The following is an 18,035-nucleotide window of genomic DNA, read 5'->3' on the forward strand; positions in this document are numbered from 1 at the left end:
GCGTAGCGGCAGCATGTCTATAGCGCCCGTCAGCAACGTGTTGTTGAGCCGCGTAGCGGCGCCATGTCTATAGTATCCGACAACGAGGTGTTGTTGAGCCGCGTAGCGGCGTCATGTCTATAGTATCCGACAACGAGGTGTTGTTGAGCCGCGTAGCGGCGGCATGGGTATAAAACGACCCATGACGCACGATTATGCCGCGTGGACGACCAATGCCGCCGCTACGCGGCTCAACAACACGTTGCTGACGGGCGCTATAGACATGCCGCCGCTACGCGGCTCAACAACACCTTGCTGACGGGCGCTATAGACATGCTGCCGCTACGCGGCTCAACAACACCTTGCTGACGGGCGCTATAGACATGCTGCCGCTACGCGGCTTTTGTACCTGATAATACCGCTACGCTAATGGCACCTTGGCACATTCCTCACATTCGCGCATTAATAATCCTACTTGCCCAACGACACCATGTTGGTCAACAACCGGTAGGCGCCGGGGACGCCGGCGGGCAGCTCGCGGAAAAGGCTGAGGCCGGTGTAGATGTAGTGGCCTTTGCCGTAGTCGGCGACGAGGATGGCGCTTTCCTTGGCGGTTTCGCCGGGGTCGTGGCTGCTGATGACGGTCTGGTATTTGGGGTCCCAGCTGCTGGGGTAGTAGAGGCCCTGCTCCTGCTGCCAGCCTTCGAAGTCCTTGGCGGTGATTTTGTTGGGCGAGTTCAGCAGGGGCTGCTTGGGGTTGAGGAAGGTCACGGCGGCGTTTTCGACCGTCACCCGGTCGGAGCTGAGCTTGAGCGGGTACGGGCCGATTTCGGGCAGCACCGTGCCCCGGTTCACCACGTACTGCACCACCACGTTGCCGCCGTTTTCGACGTACTGGAGCAAGTTAGGCTGGAGCGTTTTGAGCCGGTCGACGGTGTTGTAGGCCCGGATGCCGAGCACCACCGCGTCGAAGCGGCGCAGGTAGTCGGCGCGGATATCCTCGGGCTTGAGCAGAGTCACGTTGTAGCCGATCTGGCGCAGGGCGTCGGGCACCTCGTCGCCGGCCCCCATCAGGTAGCCGATTTCCTGGCCTTTGCGCTTGAGGTCGAGCTTGACGAGCGGGGCCACGGCTTCGGGAAACAGCGTCTGGGTCGGAATGTGGTTGTACTGAATGGCCTGGTAGCCGCGCGAGTACGCCTGGCCCTCCACGGTAGCCACGGCTTTTACTTCCGATTTACCCTCGGCGGCCCCGGCCCCGGGCTGCACCTGGAACAGCACGGTTTGCTCGGCGTCTTTGGCGGCCAGGTCGAAGCTGGCGGTGGCGGGCTCAGCTTTCCAGCCGGCGGGCAGCGTCAGGGCCAGGGTGCCTTTCACGCCGGCCTTCCCGGCGCGCAGGGTCACGGGGATGGTTTTGGGCAGGTTATCGGCGAAGACGTAGGCCCGGCCCCCGATGTTGACGGCCACGGGCGGCACCACCGTCAGCGGGCGGTACTTCTCCCCTTCTACCGGGTCGGTGCTTTTATACTGGACAGGGACGGTAAATGTAATGGTGTCTGTTGCACCGGCCACCCCCTGCATTTGGCTGACAAGCAGCTTCACCTGCACTGTAGCAACAGGTTGGTTTTCAGGTTTGCCTCGCTGCAACTGGTTGGCTACGCTGTACATGCCGACAGTGCCGGTTTGACTTAACCAATAGGGCTCGGTTAAAGAGCCTGTAGTTGGCAGGATAAGCTTCTTGCGAATCGTAAAAAGCTTTTCCTTGTCTAAATAGCGGCTAATTGCTGTATCCTGCCCCACCTCTGGGAAACGCACCGATTCCAAGCGCACAAAATTCACTTTTCGATTTGCGTCTGGCCCACGGCTTACGATATCCAGATTGACTGTCAGCGGTTGCCCCACTGCAATTTGTGCCTGTGCTGAATTTGCCTCCAGATATAGGCCCATACAGGCCCTGATTAGCTGTTCAACTTCACTTTCTTTCTCGTCGGACCAGAATTTATTCGCCTGCCCACTTGATTGCCAGTTCTTGGTAAGCTCTTTCCGCACCTTCAGCAGCCCCGCCACGCTCGCCACTGGGTTACTCGGGTCATACTTGCGAATCACCTCGTCAATTAGCTTGCCCACGGCCGCGCCGCCGGGCACCCGGTTCCAGGTCATGTCCACGCCCTCAAACAGGTCCTGGGCGGCCTTGGCGCCTTTCACGGGCTGGAAATATTCCAGGGCCTCGCCCCGGGTAGCGGCCGAGCCGAAGCCCTGGCTTTTGTGCTGGGAGCGGCTGCGGGCGGCAATTTCGCCGTAGCTCTGGCCCAGCAGCGGGTTGTAGCCGCCGGCATCGAGCTTGAGGTAGCCGTCCATGTTTTCGCCGGGCTTCACGAAGAAGGAGCCGGTGTTCCAGAACAGGCGCTTGGGCTGCCAGGGCTGCACGTACTTGAGCTGCTCGGGGAAGCGCTTGGGGTCGCCGGCGGCGTCGAAGGCTTCGGCGGCCAGGATGGCGGAGGCGGTGTGGTGGCCGTGGCCGGCGCGGGCGTCGGGCGGGAAGCGGGTGATGAGCACGTCGGGCCGGCGCTGCCGAATCACCCAGACCATGTCGGCCAGGACCTGCTCCTTGTCCCAGATGGTGAAGGTTTCCTCGGCGGTTTTGCTGAAGCCGAAGTCGTTGGCGCGGGTGAAAAACTGCCGGCCGCCATCAATGCGGCGGGCCGCCAGCAGCTCCTGGGTGCGAATCACGCCGAGTCCTTCGCGCAGCTCGGGGCCGATGAGGTTCTGGCCCCCGTCGCCGCGGGTGCAGCTCAGGTAGCCGGTTTCCAGGAGGCGGCCGTTGGCCATGTAGGCAATCAGGCGGGTGTTTTCGTCGTCGGGGTGGGCGGCCAGGTAGAGCACCGAGCCCAGCACGTTCAGCTTTTTCAGGCCCAGCAGGATTTCCGAGGAAGTGTAGGTTTTGGGGGCCTGGGCGGTGGCGGTGAAGGTGTGCGTGAGGGAAGGAGAGAGAAGCAGGGCCAGCAGCGCGGCGCGGAGGCGGGTCAGACGCATGAGGAAGGGCAGGTGAAAGAAGAGGCGGTAAAGGTAAGCGGGTTTTGACGTTGGGGTAGCGTTGTTTGTGCTGGCCCCCGTCTGTCATCCTGAGTGGAGCGAAGCGGAACGAAGGACCTTCCTCGCCTACCCCACTGCTGTTCTTGCCCATGTGACCAGGCTGTTTAAACGATGTAGAGACGCCACCTTGCATTTGCCACGCTGTTGCGCTGTTGCCAACAGCTTGGTCACGTTGAATTGAGCTTGTCACTCAGGTGAGGAAGGTCCTTCGCTTTGCTCAGGATGACAGACGGGGAAATGACAGGTTAAACACCAGTCGCCGGCACCATCGGGAACATATAGCGGGCCGAGAATGGTTGGGAGCTGAAAACCCGCTGACGCGGCAACGGTTCAGGCAAATTAGCGTCAGTGGTCTATCTTTCCCCGCATCTTCTCCCCGACTATCTGCCGCATGAGCGTATTTCCGCATTCCTTTCTGACTTCCCTGGGCCTGGCTCTGCTGCTGCCCGCGGCTACTTTCGCCCAAAGCGCGGCGACGCCCACCCCGGCCCCCGCGCCCACCGTGCAGCAGTGGACCCACCTCGACCCGACCAAGGACAAGGTGATGGGCATCAGCACCCAGCGCACCTACGACGAGCTGCTGAAAAACCGGACGGCCTCGCCCGTCATCGTGGCCGTTATTGATGCCGGCATCGATACCACCCACGAGGATCTGAAGCGCGTGCTGTGGAAAAACCCCAAGGAAATCGTCGGCAACGGCATCGACGACGACAAGAACGGCTACGTGGACGACATTCACGGCTGGAACTTCCTGGGCGGCAAAGACGGCCGCAACGTCGACGTTGACCTGTATGAGGAAACCCGCCTGGTGGCCAAGCTCAAGCCGCTCTACGAGGGCAAAACCCGCACGGCCGTGCCCGCCGCCAAGCGCGCCGAATACGACCTCTACCAGAAGGTAAAAAAGGACTACGCCGAGAAGGTAGACGACGAGAAGCAGCAGCTCAAGGACATTGACATGACCCTTGGCAACCTTATTCCCCTCGCGGCACAGCTGAAAATAATGCTGAACGTGGAAAAGGTTGATACCACGGCTATTAAAGGAATAAAAACGGATGAGCCGCGGGTTAAGCAGCTTCAAAAGGCCATGTATGAGTATCTGGTAGCCACCGGGGCTCCTGATCTGGACTCGGCCATCAACCAGATCAAAGACGCGGGCACCGAAACCAAGAAGCACCTGGAATACTCGCTGAACCTGGACTACAAGCCCCGCGCCATCGTCGGCGACGACGAAGACAATACCAAGGACCGCAGCTACGGCAACGCCGACATTACCGGCCCCGATGCCCTGCACGGCACCCACGTGGCCGGCATCATCGCCGCCGACCGCGACAATAACCTGGGCATTCAGGGCGTGGCGGGCTCCTCGGTGCGCATCATGGGCGTGCGGGCCGTGCCCAACGGCGACGAGCACGATAAGGACGTGGCCAACGCCATCCGCTACGCCGTCGACAACGGGGCCAGCATCATCAACATGAGCTTCGGCAAATACTACTCGCCCCACCGCGACGCCGTGGATGCGGCCATCCGCTACGCCGAAGCCAAGGGCGTGCTGCTGGTGCACGCGGCCGGCAACGAGTCAAAGAACATCGACGCGGTGGTGCACTACCCGGCTCCCACGCCGCTGTCGGGCGCTACGTATGCCAACTTCATTACCATCGGCGCCTCGGGCAGCACCAACGACGAGCTGCTGACGGCCAACTTCTCCAACTACGGCAAGAAGGTCGACGTTTTCGCGCCCGGCGTGGGCATCTATTCCACCATGCCCGGCAGCAAATACGGCAACGAAAGCGGCACCAGCATGGCCGCCCCCACGGTGGCGGGCGTAGCGGCGGTGCTCAAGTCGTACTTTCCCCAGCTCACCGCCGCCGAGCTGAAGCGCATCATTATGCAGTCGGCCGCGCCGGTACACACCAAAGTGCCCCAGCCCGGCGAGAAAAAAGCCGTTGATTTTACCCAGCTTTCGAGCACCGGCGGCGTGGTAAACCTCTACAAAGCCGTGCAGCTGGCCACCCAGCAAACCCAGAAGGGCAGCAGCTCGGGCCAGTAAGTAACTGTAGCGTACAGTAGTGCGAAAAGGGCTCCGGCGCAGGCTGGAGCCCTTTTTGTTTTTTCGCGCCGGCCATCATCTGGCCTACCATCTGTCATCCTGAGCCGGCGAAGAACCTTCATTAGGACTTCGAACGACTAGCACAACCACTGCTTGTGCCTGGGTTATAAGGTCCTTCGCAAGCTCAGGATGACAGCCAAGCAATGGTGTTGGTAACTCCTGCCCAGGGTCGTTGCGGCGGGCTTTCCTTAACGCAAGCTCCTGCCGGGCCGTACTACCGAGCAACGCCAGACCATTCCATGCTTATTCCCCAGCTTATTACCCTCGACAAGCTCCGCAAGCAGCGGCGCTCCGAACCGCCCCGGCGGCGCTACCGGCGGCCCCCGCGGGCCCTGGCCGCGCTGCGCAACCGGCGCTGGTGGCGGCGGCAGCTGACCAACGTGGCCTTTCTGGCGGCCGGCATCTTTTCGGCGGCCCTGGGCCTGAAGGGCTTTTTGCTGCCCAACGGGTTCATCGACGGCGGCGTGACGGGCATTTCCCTGCTGGTGGCCCGGGTGTTCGGGTTGCCGCTGCCGCTGCTTATCGTGCTCATCAACATTCCCTTCGTTATTCTGGGCTACTTCCAGATCGACCGGATATTTGCTTTCAAGACCCTGCTCACCATTCTGGCGCTGGCCGGCGTGCTGGTGGTCATCACCTTCCCCATCCTGACCCAGGACAAGCTGCTGATTTCCGTGTTCGGGGGCTTTTTCCTCGGGGCCGGCATCGGGTTGGCCATGCGCGGCGGCGGCGTGCTCGACGGCACCGAAATCCTGGCCGTGTACCTGAGCAAGAAAACCAGCCTGACCATCGGCGACATTATCCTGGGGCTCAACATCCTGATTTTCGCGGTGGCGGCGGCCGTGCTGTCCTTCGAAACGGCCCTCTACTCCATTCTGGCCTACTTATCTGCTTCCAAAACCATCGACTTCATCATCGACGGCATCGAGGAATACACCGGCGTCACGATTGTCTCGGGCCGCAGCGACGCCATCCGGCGCATGATTACCGAAAAGCTGGGCCGCGGCGCTACCGTCTACAGCGGCAAGCGCGGCTACGGCGTGCGCGGCGAAGTGCCCCAGGCCGTCGACATCGTCTTCACCGTCATTACCCGCCTGGAGCTGGGCCGCCTCACCGACGAAGTGGAAAAGATTGACCGCAGCGCCTTCCTGGTCATGCACAGCGTGAAGGAAACCAAAGGCGGCGTCATCAAGAAACGCCCCCTGCACTAGAATGAATGTGCTGATGTGCTACTGTGGGGAAGGTGCTAAAGCTTTGCAACGACACCTTTTCCACCTTCCACTACAGTCGAAATACATTAGCACTTGAGCACATTCAACCACATTAGCACGCATTAGCATTCAAGCACATTCAACCACACTAGCACCTTAACACGCATTAGCATTTTAGCACATTCAACCACATTAGCACCTTAACGCGCATTAGCACTTGAGCACATTCAATCACATTAACACCTTAACGCGTATTAGCACTTGCGCCCATTAACCCCTTCCTTTGGGGCATGGCCACATCCCTTGTCCTTTCCGACCTCTACATCTACCCCGTCAAGTCCCTGGGCGGCATCCGCGTTACCGAAGCCGTGGTGGAGCCCCGCGGCCTGCGCCACGACCGCCGCTGGCTGATCGTGGATGAGCGCAACCAGTTTATGACCCAGCGCCAGACGGCGGAAATGGCCCTGCTGAAAGTACTGCCGGCCTACAACGGCTTTCTGCTGACCCACGCGGCCCGCCCCGAGTTGCTGCCCCTCTACATTCCCTTCGAGGCCACGCCCGAGCGCACCCTGTTCGTCACCGTCTGGGACGATATGGTGTTTGCCTGGCGCGGCACGCCCCAGGCCGACGCCTGGCTGAGCGAGGCCCTGGGCCGGCCCTGCAAGCTGGTCTACATGTCGGATATGGTGATGCGCGGCACCGATGGTGGGGCCGTGGAGGGCCACGTGAGCTTTGCCGACGCCTACCCGTTTCTGGTTATCGGCCAGGAGTCTTTGGCGGATCTGAACCGCCGCCTGGCGCAGCCCGTGCCCATGGACCGCTTCCGGCCCAACCTGGTCTTCAGCGGCGGGCAGCCCTACGAAGAAGAAACCTGGCGCGACTTTCTCATCGGCGACCTGGCTTTTCGGGGCGTGCGGCCCTGTGGGCGCTGCGTAGTCACGACCATCGACCAGGCAACGGCCCAGAAAAGCGCCGAGCCCCTGCGGACGCTGGCCCCTTACCGTACCGACGGCAGCAAGGTGATGTTTGGGCAAAACGTAACCGGCCCGGCCCGGGGCGTGCTGCGCGTCGGCGACGCGGTAGCCGTGCGGAGCCTGCTCAGCTAAAACGGCGGTTACGGCCCGTAGAATGCGCTTTTCGCGGCACCATTTGCCGGTTTCACGCCTGGCCTTAAACCCTATAAGGTCAAAAAGTTAGCGGGCGGCTTGGCGGGCGACGAATTTCACCTTAGCTTTGAAAATCAATTTAAACCGTAAATAATTCAACTGCGCTTCTGGTAGCCGGTTTCGCCGGAGGCAGTTTTGGTTTACTTGGTGCCCGTAGCGCTGCTACTGCCTTTTCCGCCGACCTGCCCTCCTACTCTGACACCTGATTTGCGCATGAAGAACCCCTCTGCATTTACCTGGCTGCTGGCACTCCTGACGTGGTTTGCCACCAGCCTGCCCGTAGCGGCCCGCCCCGCAGAGGATGCCCCCGCCCCCGCTTCGCTGCACAGCCCCTGGACCGACCTGCTCCGCAAGCACATCACCCGGGACGGATTCGTGGACTACGAGGGCTTTATCGAGGACGAAGACCAGCTCGACGCCTACCTGCAAAGCCTGCGCAAAACGCCGCCGAATGCCGCTACCTGGTCGAAGCCCGACGTGGAGGCCTACTGGCTGAACCTCTACAACGCGGCTACGATTTACACCGTGCTGCAGTATTACCCCGTGGCCAGCATGAGCGAAATTCGGGTGAAGGTGCTCAAGGGCTATAAGTCGGCCTGGGAAGACAGCTGGATCAATGTGGGCGGCAAGCTCTACTCGCTCAATACCATCGAGAAGGAAGTGCTGCGGCCCCAGTTTCAGGACCCCCGGGTGCATTTTGCCCTGGTGTGCGCCGCTACTTCCTCGCCGCCTATGCTCAACGAAGCCTACGACGGGGCCCGCCTCAGCCAGCAGCTCGATGCCCAGGCCCGCCGGTTTCTCACCCACACCACTCTCAACCAGCTGGCTCCCACGCAGGTGCGACTGTCCAGCCTGTTCGACTGGTATGCCGCCGAGTTTGGGGAGGGCGAAAAGCTCATTGCCTTCCTGAACCGCTACGGCATCGTCAAGATTGACCCTAAGGCTACCATCGAGTTTCTGTCGTTTAGCTGGGCCCTGAACAACGGCCGGCAAACGCCCGATACCCAGGCCCTGCGCCAGCGCTAAGCCCGGCTCCCGGCTTGGCAGCCACGCCCCAGCTCCGGTTTCCTTCGCGGGAGGCCGGAACTGTTGTTTTTTAGCGGTTTTTTCATGCGCTCCGGCAGCTTTTTTCCGGCTTTTGGTGTTATCCTACCCTATGAATCGACAATTTCTTCTGACGTTTCTGCGCGAGCTGGCGGCCAACAACCACAAGACCTGGATGGATGCCAACCGCGCCGACTATCACAAGGCCCGGGCCGTCTTCACCGAGTTTACCGCCGAGCTGCTGGAGCGCAGCCAGCGCTTCGAGCCGCGCCTCACCGGCCTCACGCCCTCCGACGTGATGTTCCGCATCAACAAAAACGACCGGTTTCAGCAAAGCAACGAGCCCTACAAAACCCACATGGGCGCGGGCCTCAAGCCCGGCGGCCGGCACAGCCCCTGGGCCGGCTACTTCGTGGCCATCGAGCCGGGCGGCGAAACCTACGTGGGGGCCGGCCGCTGGATGCCCGAGCCCGCCCAGCTGGCCCGCATCCGCCAGGAAATTCACTACTCGCCCGATACTTTTCACCAGCTGCGCCAGGATGCGGCCCTGCTGCGCGAGTTTCCCGCCGGCCTCGACATGAGCCAGAGCCTGCGCACCGCCCCGAAAGGCTACGACCGCGCCGACCCGGAAATCGAGTGGCTGCGGCTGAAAAGCTTCTTCGTGTGGCGCTCCTTCCCCGACAAGGAAGTGCTGCGCGCCGATTTTCCCGACCGGGTGCTCACGGCCTGGGAGGCGGCCCAGCCCTGGGTGCATTTCCTGAACGAAGCCATGACCGAAGGCTAAACCCGCTCCTGCTGGCAAGCAAAAAAGGCCCGTTGAATCCTCAACGGGCCTTTTTTAGTGCGTAGCCGATTCTAAAACAGCCCGAACAGGGTGCTGTTGATTTTGTCGATGATGATGCCCAGATCTTCGGGGTTGTTCACGTAGTCGAGGTTGTTCACGTCCACGATCAGCAGCTTGCCGTAGCTGTAGTTGCTGATCCACTTTTCGTAGTGCTCGTTGAGGTTTTTGAGGTACTCAATCTTGATGTTGTTCTCGTAGTCGCGGTTGCGCTTGTCGATCTGCTGGATCAGCTTGGGCAGGTCGGCTTTCAGGTAGAGCAGCAGATCCGGGGCGTCGACCATGCTGATCATCGACTCGAACAAAGCCAGGTAGTTCTGGTGGTCCCGCTCGCTCATCAGGCCCGACTCGTGCAGGTTGGCCGCGAAAATGTGGGCATCCTCGTAGATGGTGCGGTCCTGAATAACGCCCTTGCTGGCACTTTGCAGCTTCTTGATGTGCTGGGTCTGACGGAAGCGGCTGTTGAGAAAATACACCTGCAGGTGAAACGCCCAGCGCGGCATATCGTCGTAGAAATCCTTCAGGTACGGGTTGTGGTCGACATCTTCCAGGAAGACTTCCCAGTTGAAATGATGCGCCAGTTTATTAGCCAGCGTGGTCTTGCCGGCTCCAATGTTGCCGACGATTGCAATATGCATGAGCGGGGTGCGGTAGCGAAACGAAAAAAGAGCTTACAAAAGTAGCGGAAAGCTACCAACCACCCGCAGGTAAAAGCCCGGCTGTACCATATTGCCCTTGCCCCGGAAATTTCGTAACTTATTAGCCCGACCTGTTTCTTACTAAGGTGGTTTCCTGGGGGCTGCTTGCCCACGCCCTGCTGCTGAACCGCCCTTCCTCTGCCCCCAACCGCCTGATACCCTTCTATGCCAGCCCCGTCCACAGTCTACACCGACCTGGGGACCGTCCTCGACGCGCACGGTCAGCCCATTGCTTCCTTCCGGCTCTATCCTGAGCAGCAACTGCTCTACATCTGCTGGACGGGCAACCTCACCGGCACGGAAGTCATTAAAGTAGCCACGGCGGCCGGCCCCATTCAGCAGCAATACCACTGCCCGCTGCTACTCAACGACAAAACCGACTCCACCGGCGACTGGTCCGAGGCCCTGCCCTGGCTGGAATACGAATGGCTGCCCCAGGCCATGGAAGAAGGCCTGCGGGCTTTTGCCTACGTATTTTCGCCCGACATGCAGAACCAGAGCATCAGCGTAGAATTTGCTGAGCGCGTCGGCAAGCACCTGCCCATCCAGCTTTTCTACGACGTCGACTCGGCCTGGGACTGGCTGCGGCGGCAGCGGGCGGCGGCCTGAGCCACAAAAAAAGGCCTCCCTGCGGAGGCCTTTTGATTTTGGAAGCTGGCGGCGGGGCGCGGCTATTCTTTCATGATGTCTTTCACGTCGCGGGCCTTTTCCAGGGTCCGGAACTCGGCCTGCATCGAGCGGATGCGCACCCGCTCCTCCAGGGGCAGCTGCTCGCGCACCTGCTCGTAGCGGGCGTTCAGGCGCTCCAGCACGGCGCTGGCGGCGCTCCAGTCGGCCTGCGTCCAGGTGCGGCGCCTTTCGCGGGTGGTTTCCAGCAGGTGCAGATACAGCTCGGGCAGCTCGTTGGCGCGGGCCTTGCTGATGGTCACGGTTTCGTTTAGCAGGCGGCGCTGGGCCGCGCTGGCGGTTTCGGGCTCCCGGGCCGCGGCATCCAGGCTGTCCTGCTTGGACTCCCAGCTTTGGTAGCGGCGCTTCTGGGTGCTGTATTCGCGCTTCGACTGGCTCGAAAGGCTGTCGACGGCTTTATCGAGGCGGCGGCTCTGGCGCTCAAAATCCTCCTTGATGCGGGGCAGCTCGCGGCGCACACCCACTTCGGCGCGGTCCAGCTTGTCGTTTACCCAGTCGCTGAACACGTCCAGGTCCCGCTCGATGGCCGAGGGCGTAGACGCGGAGGGCTGCTTGGCCGGGGTGGTTTTTTGCTGGGCGGCGGTGTCCAGCGGGGTGGCGCTGAGGCCGGCGGCCACGAGGCAGATCGGAAGCAGGAATCGTTTCATAAGGCAGGGTACAGGGCGAAAGAGTACGAACGACGGGGAAAGGAACCGTCGTATGCCGCTTGGCAATTTCTGGCCCAAAACGTGGTTTGGCGCGGTTGAGGTTCGTTTTTTCGCTAAAAAATGCCGTTTTTGCACCATATGTCTGCTTCCTCTGCTCCTGCCGTTACCATTCAGCCCGCCACGCTGGCCGATATTCCTACCATTATTCAGCTGGCCGAAGCTACCTGGGAGCCGACCTACCGCTTCATCATCTCGAAGGACCAGATCGAGTACATGTACCGCGTGATTTACACGCCGACCTCCCTGCAGCGCCAGATAGCCGAGGAAGGGCACACCTTTCTGCTGCTCTACGCCGATGGGCACCCGGCCGGCTACGCGTCCTTCTCGCGCCTGCCCGCGGGCGACGCGCTGTTTAAGCTGCACAAAATCTATATTCTGCCGTCGCACCAGGGCCAGGGGCTGGGCCACAACCTGCTTGAGGCCGTGGAGGAAGCCACCCGCCAGATGGGCGGCAAAACCCTGGAGCTGAACGTAAACCGCCACAACCCGGCCATTTCCTTCTACGAGCGGCTGGGCTTCCAGCGCCACCGCGAAGAAGACATTGCCATCGGGCCCTATTGGATGAACGACTACGTAATGCGCAAGGAACTGGCGTAATTGCGCCGTCTTTGAAGTTTCCTTTTTCCTTCTCTATGGGTGTTTCTACTGCTTTTTCGCTGCGCCGCCTGGCGGCCGTGGCCACGTTTGTACTGCTCAGCCAGCTTAGCTTCGGCCAGATTCTGAAGCAAAAGCACCTGGAGCTGATCAAGGCCCGGAGCGAAACCTGGAACAAGGCCTTCAACAGCCGCGACACCACCGCTTTCTACGGCCTGTTCAACCCCGGCATCACCGTTTCTTCGGCCAGCGGCAGTCGCACCACCGAGGCGGCGGCCCGGCAGTGGTTTCGCGGCCGCTTCCGCCAGCGCCCCGACGTGACCTGGATGAACCGCACCATGAACGTGGAGGTCAGCGACCTGGGCCAGCTGGCCTACGAAACCGGCGAGTGGGCCGAAGCCTGGACCGACCCCCAGGACAAAAGCAAAAACCGCATCATCGGCAAGTACTGGCTGATGTGGAAGTTCGAAAACAACGCCTGGACCATCCTCTCGGCCACCTATACCCCCCTTTCCTGCGCCACCCGAAACTGCCTCGACTAGGCGGGTCGGGGGCTCATCCCGCATTTTTTCACTTAGATTTTTCTCTTTTTCATGGCTACCAAACTTACTGTACTCAACAACGGCTCCCTGCGCGTAGAGGGCGACTTCGAAATTGTGGATGCCCAGGGCCAGCCCTACGGCTTGGCCGGCCGCGAGCGGGTCAGCATCTGCCGCTGCGGCCTGTCCAAAAACAAGCCCTTCTGCGATGGGTCGCACAAAGGCCACTTCGAGCACAACGCCGAAGCCTTCGACCTGCCCGCCCCTAAAGTATAGCCCGGCGGGCTGAGCGTAACGCGAAGTTCCACTTCGCGAGGCGTCCGCGTCGTTGCAACGATTGTCGTTCAACGCCTCGCCAAGTGCAACTTCGCGTTACCGCAAAAAGCCCCTTACTACTGCTGGTAGTAAGGGGCTTTCTGGTAAAAGGGCGGTTGTCAACAGCAGAGGACGGATTGCTTCGTGCCTCACAATGACAAGAATTATCTAGGCACCTTGAAACAAGGAATTGACCAGCTCCACGTATTCCTGACGGGCGGCGTCCTTGCTTTTGCCGCTGAGGCTGGCCCAGGCGTCGTATTTGGCAATGCCCTTGAAGTCGAAGCCGCCGGGCCGGTCGCCGGATACGTCGCCTTCGGAGGCTTGCTTGTAGAGGGCGTAGAGCTGGAGCAGCACCATGTTGTTGGGCTTGGTGGGCAGTTGCTGGGCGCGCTGGGCGGCGGCTTCAAATTCTTCGTGCGTAGCCATGAAAAGCAGGAAAAGAGAAGAGGATGGTGGAGAAAGGCCCCGCACCGGCAGGGCCGCCGTCAAGGTACGGATTCCGGCGGATTTAGGCGGCATGCAGCGTTTTTCTATGTCGTACCTTGATGCCCCACTTCCACCGCTGTTTCCATGCTCGCACTTCGCCCCTCGGCCCTGGTGGCCGCCCTGCTTTGCTCCTTTTCCCTGACCCCGGCCCTGGCCCAGAAAACCTACCTGCACTGCGGCCGCCTGCTGGATATGCGCGCCGCCAAAGCCCAGCCCCAGACCGAAATGACCCTGGTAGTGGAAAAAGGCCGCGTGGTGGCAGTGCAGCCCGGCTACACCACCGGCAGCGCCGCCGACCAGGTTATCGACTTGAAGAACAAGACGGTGCTGCCCGGCCTGATTGACTGCCACGTGCACCTGGAAGGCGAAACCAGCAAGGACAGCTTTCTGAAAGAGCTGACCGAAAACCCGGCCGACGTGGCTTTTGGCTCCCTCGACCACGCCCGCAAAACCCTGCTGGCCGGCTTTACCACCGTGCGCGACCTGGGCGGCTCGGGCGTGAACGTGGCCCTGCGCAACGCCGTGAACCGCGGCCAGGTGGTAGGTCCGCGCATCTTTACGGCCGGCAAAGCCATATCGGGCACCGGCGGCCACATGGACCCCACCAACGGCTACCGGCAGGATTTGATGGGCCTTCCCGGCCCTGCGGATGGCGTGGCCAACGGCCCCGACCAGTGCCGGCAGGCCGTGCGCGAGCAGTACAAGCGCGGCTCCGACCTGATTAAGATTGCCTCGACCGGCGGGGTGCTGAGCGTGGCCAAAGACGGCAGCAGCGCCCAGATGACCGAAGAGGAAATAAAAGCCGTGGTGGAAACGGCGCGGGATTTAGGCCTGAAAGTAGCCTGCCACGCCCACGGCGCCGAGGGCATGAAGCGCGCCATCCGGGCCGGCGTGGTCAGCATCGAGCACGGCACGCTGATGGACGACGAGACGATGAAGCTGATGAAGAAGTTCGGGACCTGGTACGTACCGACCATCACGGCGGGCAAGTCGGTGGCCGACTCGGCCAGGATTCCGAACTACTACCCGCCCCTGGTGACGCCCAAGGCCCTGAGCATCGGCCCCAAGCTGCAAACGACTTTCGGGAAGGCGTACAAGGCGGGAGTGAAAATTGCGTTTGGCACCGACGCCTCCGTGTATCGCCACGGCGTGAATGCCCTGGAGTTTCAGTACATGGTGGAGGCCGGCATGCCCGCCTACGAGGCCCTGCGGGCGGCTACGGTGGCGGCGGCCGAGCTGCTGGGCCAGACCGACAACCTGGGCACGCTGGAAGCCGGCAAGCTGGCCGACGTAGTGGCCGTGGATGGCGACCCGACCCAGGATATTACGGCCATGCAGCGGGTGCGCTTCGTGATGAAGCAGGGCGTGGTGTACCGGCAGCAGTAGCCACTGACAGTCAGTGGGTACCGGGCGCGCAATTCGTCCTTAGCGTTGAGCTGACCCGGTATTTCGCACGGAGGAGCTTGCCGAGACAGAGGGCTAACCTAACGCGCAAAAGCCAGTATAGAGGCTCAAAACCCGCTTTGCTCCGTCCCCCTATGAAACAGGCTGATATTGCTGCCCTCGTCAAGCGTTTTATTCAGTACAAGCTCACGCTGGCCTTTGCCGAAAGCTGCACGGCCGGCCTGCTGCCCTCGGGCCTGATTGAAGCCCAGGGTGCCAGCAGCGTGCTGCTGGGCTCCATCGTAACCTACCACCCCATCGCCAAGCGCAAGCTGCTGGGCGTCAGTCAGCAGACGCTGGACGTGTACACGGCTGAGTCGCAGCAGGTGACCAACGAGATGGTGATGGGCCTGCACAAGAAGCTCGGGGCCGACGTGTGCGTGGCCGTGACGGGGCTGTGCGCGGCCGGCGGCTCGGAAACCGACGAGAAACCCGCCGGCACGCTGTTTTTCACCTTTCTCTACCAGAACCGCGCCGAGGAGCACCGCCAGGAGTTTGAGGGTAGTTGCCAGAGCGTGCGGCAGCAGGCCGTCGACTTCGTGTATACCAAGCTCAACGAGCTGCTCGACCGGTTTCCGCCCGACCAGAACAAGCTGACCGATTAATAGGGGCGCGGGCGGGCCAGCAGCATCATTTTCAGGTTTTGATGCACCACGTCGCCCATGTTGCGGCACCGGTCGAAGACGTCAGTGCCGTAGTGCAGGTTGAGTTCCTGCTTGAGCTGGGCCGTTTTTTCGGGCGTCGACACGTCGTCGCGGCGCATCACGTCCATCAGGTCCTTGAGGCGGTAGCGCTCCAGGCGCACGCGCCGGGCAATGAGGGTGCGCTCCTCGGCCTGGTACTGCCGGATGGTTTCGGCCTTGAGCAGCTTGCCGCACATCTGCACCACCGGGCGGTTATCCTTGAAAAACTGGGGCAGGTACATGTTTTTCTTGCCCTCGTAGCTCTGCTGGTCGAAGTCGATGGCCCGCACGCGGTACTGCTCGTCCTCGAAGTCGGGGGTGGCGATGATGACGTAGTTGTAGGCCCGCATGTCGCCGAGCAGGCGGGCAAAGCAGCGCTCATTAAACTTGACGAACTCCTTGGCGATGCGCACCTGGTTGAGGTGGGGCCGCTGCAGATGGTCGCGGATAAAATCGTCGCCGGGAATGCCGGCAATGTGTTCCTCAATGAGCGAGTCGCCGCAGACGAGGTAGTTGATACGGTTCGGCGACAATAGGTGCTCCAGCTCCAGGCCGTACACCCGCGAGGCATCGGCCCGCTTCACGTAGAAATAGTCGTAGTTGTCGTTGAGCTGATTCACGATGCGCACCCGAAACGGGTTGCTGTTGCCGAACTGGCAGTAGTCGATGCGGTCGGCAATGAGGTGGTCGGTAAATGACAGGTCGCCGTCGGTGCGCAGCAGGGCGTACACCTTGGCCAGGTCGGCCGACAGCTCGACCAGGGTGCTGGGCTCGTAAAACACGGTCTGCCAGAGCGTGTCGCGGCCCTGGCGGTCCAGCAGCGGAAACGAGCCGCTGTGGCGCAGCAGGTCGCGGTAGGTAACCGGCAGCTTGGTTTCCCGGTCGTAGTCGTGCAGGTAGGCGCGCAGCTCGGGGCTGATGGCGTAGTTAATTTTCTTTTTCGAAATCAGGGTCATACGGAGCGGGTGGGAAGGATTGGGGGCTAGGGCTAACGCAGCGCAGGATAGGCAGGATTGGGCAATATAGCGGCGCGGCGGCGGCAACGGTTGTTAGCGGGGCCTGATTTGGGGCGGGCGCGGCCGCCAGGCATACGTTATTAGTCCAAAATCCCGAACTTCGCGAAGCCTGAGGTACGGGCCTTATTTCTTCGTATGAAAAAGCATTTACTGACGTTGGCCATCGTGCTGCTATGCCCGTTTTTGTCGTCGGGCTGGGGCTTTCTGGCGCATCGCACCATCAACCAGGTAGCCGTGTACACGCTGCCCAAGGGCATGCAGGGATTTTACTACCGGCACATGCCCGAAATCGTGCGGCTGGCGACGGCCCCCGATGAGCGCCGCGACGACGACCCCAAGGAAGCGCCCAAGCACTACATCGACATGGACCACTACGGCGACGACCCGTTCGGGGCCATGCCCAAGCTCTGGGAAAAGGCCGTGGCCAAGTATTCGGCCGATACGCTGCGCAAGTACGGCACCGTGCCGTGGATTGTGATGGAAACCAAGGAGGCGCTGACCGAAGCCTTCCGGGCCCGCGACACGGTGGCCATCGTGCGCCTCTCGGCCGAGCTGGGCCATTACGTGGCCGATGCCTACGTGCCGCTGCACACCACCGTCAACTACGACGGGCAGCTGACCAACCAGCAGGGCATGCACAGCCTCTGGGAATCGAAGCTGCCGGAGCGCCACCTGGCCGAGTGGAAGCTGGACTCGGAAAAAGCCGAGTACCTGAAAGACCCGCTCAAAGACATCTGGCTGGCCGTGCAGCAGTCGTACGGCTTTCTGGGCGACACCTTCGACAAGGAAGAGAAAGTAACCCGGAACTTCACGACCGAAACCAAGTACACGTTTTCGCACAAGTACGGCAAAACCCGCCGGGCCTATTCCGATGCTTTTGCCGACGCCTACCACAAGGAAGTGGGTGGGCAGGTAGCCTACCGCCTCAAGCAGGCCCCCACGCTGGTGGCCTCGATGTGGCTCACGGCCTGGCAGGACGCGGGCAAGCCCGATCTGGAGCAGCTGATGGGCAAAAAAGTCAGCAAGGAGGAGAAGGAGAAGCTGGCCGTGGAGCTGAAAGCCTGGGACAAGAACGAGCTGATTACCCAGGACTTGCTGCTGGCCCTGCACCCGGAAAAAGCCGTGGAAAAAGCCGACCAGATCAACTCGGCCAAGGACATGGCCCCGGCCCCCGTGGAGGAGCCCGCCGTAGCGGCCCCGGCCGCCCCCGCTGCCCCGGCCCCGGCTGCTGCCGGGCCCGAAAAAGTGAAGGTGAAAACTAAAACCGACGAGGGCAGCAGCAAGCGGAAGGAAAAGAAAAAGAAGGAGGAGAAGCCCGCCAACGACGGCTGGAACTAACCCTCCGCCAGCCCTTGCAGCGGCCGTTGCGCCGCAGCAGGGCCAACGGCTAGGAGCGCCGCCCGGCGGCGTATGCCGCCGGGGCTTT

17 protein-coding genes are annotated in these 18,035 nt (G+C 61.4%); 12 read left to right on the forward strand and 5 right to left on the reverse strand.

Features of this window, described 5'->3' with window-relative positions; translation table 11 throughout:
- Window positions 1-450 precede the first annotated feature (450 nt).
- Window positions 451-3,009 carry a PIG-L family deacetylase gene (locus E5K00_RS09735; protein ID WP_135463028.1) on the reverse strand — a complete coding sequence of 853 codons (2,559 nt, stop codon included), beginning with the start codon at window positions 3,007-3,009 and terminating at the stop codon, window positions 451-453.
- A gap of 451 nt (window positions 3,010-3,460) precedes the next feature.
- On the opposite strand from E5K00_RS09735, the gene E5K00_RS09740 reads away from it, so the two are divergent.
- From E5K00_RS09740 to E5K00_RS09760, 5 genes are all read left to right on the forward strand, one after another.
- A complete protein-coding gene (locus E5K00_RS09740; RefSeq protein WP_135463029.1) occupies window positions 3,461-5,116 on the forward strand; it encodes a S8 family peptidase in 1,656 nt (551 codons plus the stop codon).
- A gap of 299 nt (window positions 5,117-5,415) precedes the next feature.
- Window positions 5,416-6,387 carry a YitT family protein gene (locus tag E5K00_RS09745; RefSeq protein ID WP_135463030.1) on the forward strand — a complete coding sequence of 324 codons (972 nt, stop codon included), beginning with the start codon at window positions 5,416-5,418 and terminating at the stop codon, window positions 6,385-6,387.
- A 290-nt stretch (window positions 6,388-6,677) separates the two neighbouring features.
- The gene (locus E5K00_RS09750) at window positions 6,678-7,493 is read left to right on the forward strand and encodes an MOSC domain-containing protein (protein WP_135463031.1); all 816 of its coding nucleotides are present in this window, start codon (window positions 6,678-6,680) and stop codon (window positions 7,491-7,493) included.
- 273 nt (window positions 7,494-7,766) lie between these two features.
- A complete protein-coding gene (locus E5K00_RS09755) occupies window positions 7,767-8,579 on the forward strand; it encodes a DUF547 domain-containing protein (RefSeq protein WP_135463032.1) in 813 nt (270 codons plus the stop codon).
- Between the two features lie 130 nt (window positions 8,580-8,709).
- Complete coding sequence (locus E5K00_RS09760; RefSeq protein ID WP_135463033.1) at window positions 8,710-9,381, forward strand: DUF2461 domain-containing protein; 672 nt, start codon at window positions 8,710-8,712, stop codon at window positions 9,379-9,381.
- A gap of 71 nt (window positions 9,382-9,452) precedes the next feature.
- Here E5K00_RS09760 and E5K00_RS09765 read toward each other — a convergent pair whose 3' ends face one another.
- Entirely contained in the window at window positions 9,453-10,076 is a 624-nt protein-coding gene (locus E5K00_RS09765; protein WP_135463034.1) for a deoxynucleoside kinase, read from the reverse strand.
- 225 nt (window positions 10,077-10,301) lie between these two features.
- On the opposite strand from E5K00_RS09765, the gene E5K00_RS09770 reads away from it, so the two are divergent.
- On the forward strand, window positions 10,302-10,745 hold the full coding sequence (locus tag E5K00_RS09770) for a hypothetical protein (RefSeq protein ID WP_135463035.1): 444 nt from the start codon (window positions 10,302-10,304) through the stop codon (window positions 10,743-10,745).
- 62 nt (window positions 10,746-10,807) lie between these two features.
- On the opposite strand, the gene E5K00_RS09775 is transcribed toward E5K00_RS09770, so the two are convergent.
- Window positions 10,808-11,470, reverse strand: coding sequence for a DUF6565 domain-containing protein (locus E5K00_RS09775; RefSeq protein WP_135463036.1), 663 nt, complete (start codon window positions 11,468-11,470; stop codon window positions 10,808-10,810).
- Window positions 11,471-11,608: 138 nt separating this feature from the next.
- On the opposite strand from E5K00_RS09775, the gene E5K00_RS09780 reads away from it, so the two are divergent.
- The 3 genes from E5K00_RS09780 to E5K00_RS09790 are packed head-to-tail and all read left to right on the forward strand — an operon-like array spanning window position 11,609 to window position 12,939.
- Complete coding sequence (locus E5K00_RS09780; RefSeq protein WP_135463037.1) at window positions 11,609-12,127, forward strand: GNAT family N-acetyltransferase; 519 nt, start codon at window positions 11,609-11,611, stop codon at window positions 12,125-12,127.
- Window positions 12,128-12,162: 35 nt separating this feature from the next.
- Complete coding sequence (locus E5K00_RS09785) at window positions 12,163-12,666, forward strand: YybH family protein (RefSeq protein ID WP_135463038.1); 504 nt, start codon at window positions 12,163-12,165, stop codon at window positions 12,664-12,666.
- A gap of 51 nt (window positions 12,667-12,717) precedes the next feature.
- Window positions 12,718-12,939, forward strand: coding sequence for a CDGSH iron-sulfur domain-containing protein (locus E5K00_RS09790; RefSeq protein ID WP_135463039.1), 222 nt, complete (start codon window positions 12,718-12,720; stop codon window positions 12,937-12,939).
- 207 nt (window positions 12,940-13,146) lie between these two features.
- On the opposite strand, the gene E5K00_RS09795 is transcribed toward E5K00_RS09790, so the two are convergent.
- Window positions 13,147-13,407 (reverse strand): acyl-CoA-binding protein, encoded by a 261-nt coding sequence (locus tag E5K00_RS09795; RefSeq protein WP_135463040.1) that lies wholly within the window; start codon window positions 13,405-13,407, stop codon window positions 13,147-13,149.
- A 144-nt stretch (window positions 13,408-13,551) separates the two neighbouring features.
- Here E5K00_RS09795 and E5K00_RS09800 point away from each other — a divergent pair, with 144 nt between their 5' ends.
- Together E5K00_RS09800 and E5K00_RS09805 are read left to right on the forward strand one after the other, a co-directional pair.
- Window positions 13,552-14,853 carry a metal-dependent hydrolase family protein gene (locus E5K00_RS09800; protein WP_135463041.1) on the forward strand — a complete coding sequence of 434 codons (1,302 nt, stop codon included), beginning with the start codon at window positions 13,552-13,554 and terminating at the stop codon, window positions 14,851-14,853.
- Between the two features lie 152 nt (window positions 14,854-15,005).
- The gene (locus E5K00_RS09805; RefSeq protein WP_135463042.1) at window positions 15,006-15,515 is read left to right on the forward strand and encodes a CinA family protein; all 510 of its coding nucleotides are present in this window, start codon (window positions 15,006-15,008) and stop codon (window positions 15,513-15,515) included.
- On the opposite strand, the gene E5K00_RS09810 is transcribed toward E5K00_RS09805, so the two are convergent.
- Window positions 15,512-16,549, reverse strand: coding sequence for a hypothetical protein (locus E5K00_RS09810; RefSeq protein ID WP_135463043.1), 1,038 nt, complete (start codon window positions 16,547-16,549; stop codon window positions 15,512-15,514). The genes E5K00_RS09805 and E5K00_RS09810 overlap by 4 nt on opposite strands.
- 195 nt (window positions 16,550-16,744) lie before the next feature.
- On the opposite strand from E5K00_RS09810, the gene E5K00_RS09815 reads away from it, so the two are divergent.
- Window positions 16,745-17,947, forward strand: coding sequence for a zinc dependent phospholipase C family protein (locus E5K00_RS09815; protein ID WP_135463044.1), 1,203 nt, complete (start codon window positions 16,745-16,747; stop codon window positions 17,945-17,947).
- Window positions 17,948-18,035 lie beyond the last annotated feature (88 nt).

Source organism: Hymenobacter aquaticus (genome assembly GCF_004765605.1).
GTDB classification, from domain to species: domain Bacteria; phylum Bacteroidota; class Bacteroidia; order Cytophagales; family Hymenobacteraceae; genus Hymenobacter; species Hymenobacter aquaticus.

Bases quoted from the DNA above. Each gene is read 5' to 3' on its own strand.
- E5K00_RS09735 (WP_135463028.1), bottom strand. From the start codon at position 3,009: ATGCGTCTGACCCGCCTCCGCGCCGCGCTGCTGGCCCTGCTTCTCTCT.
- E5K00_RS09740 (WP_135463029.1), top strand. From the start codon at position 3,461: ATGAGCGTATTTCCGCATTCCTTTCTGACTTCCCTGGGCCTGGCTCTG.
- E5K00_RS09745 (WP_135463030.1), top strand. From the start codon at position 5,416: ATGCTTATTCCCCAGCTTATTACCCTCGACAAGCTCCGCAAGCAGCGG.
- E5K00_RS09750 (WP_135463031.1), top strand. From the start codon at position 6,678: ATGGCCACATCCCTTGTCCTTTCCGACCTCTACATCTACCCCGTCAAG.
- E5K00_RS09755 (WP_135463032.1), top strand. From the start codon at position 7,767: ATGAAGAACCCCTCTGCATTTACCTGGCTGCTGGCACTCCTGACGTGG.
- E5K00_RS09760 (WP_135463033.1), top strand. From the start codon at position 8,710: ATGAATCGACAATTTCTTCTGACGTTTCTGCGCGAGCTGGCGGCCAAC.
- E5K00_RS09765 (WP_135463034.1), bottom strand. From the start codon at position 10,076: ATGCATATTGCAATCGTCGGCAACATTGGAGCCGGCAAGACCACGCTG.
- E5K00_RS09770 (WP_135463035.1), top strand. From the start codon at position 10,302: ATGCCAGCCCCGTCCACAGTCTACACCGACCTGGGGACCGTCCTCGAC.
- E5K00_RS09775 (WP_135463036.1), bottom strand. From the start codon at position 11,470: ATGAAACGATTCCTGCTTCCGATCTGCCTCGTGGCCGCCGGCCTCAGC.
- E5K00_RS09780 (WP_135463037.1), top strand. From the start codon at position 11,609: ATGTCTGCTTCCTCTGCTCCTGCCGTTACCATTCAGCCCGCCACGCTG.
- E5K00_RS09785 (WP_135463038.1), top strand. From the start codon at position 12,163: ATGGGTGTTTCTACTGCTTTTTCGCTGCGCCGCCTGGCGGCCGTGGCC.
- E5K00_RS09790 (WP_135463039.1), top strand. From the start codon at position 12,718: ATGGCTACCAAACTTACTGTACTCAACAACGGCTCCCTGCGCGTAGAG.
- E5K00_RS09795 (WP_135463040.1), bottom strand. From the start codon at position 13,407: ATGGCTACGCACGAAGAATTTGAAGCCGCCGCCCAGCGCGCCCAGCAA.
- E5K00_RS09800 (WP_135463041.1), top strand. From the start codon at position 13,552: ATGCTCGCACTTCGCCCCTCGGCCCTGGTGGCCGCCCTGCTTTGCTCC.
- E5K00_RS09805 (WP_135463042.1), top strand. From the start codon at position 15,006: ATGAAACAGGCTGATATTGCTGCCCTCGTCAAGCGTTTTATTCAGTAC.
- E5K00_RS09810 (WP_135463043.1), bottom strand. From the start codon at position 16,549: ATGACCCTGATTTCGAAAAAGAAAATTAACTACGCCATCAGCCCCGAG.
- E5K00_RS09815 (WP_135463044.1), top strand. From the start codon at position 16,745: ATGAAAAAGCATTTACTGACGTTGGCCATCGTGCTGCTATGCCCGTTT.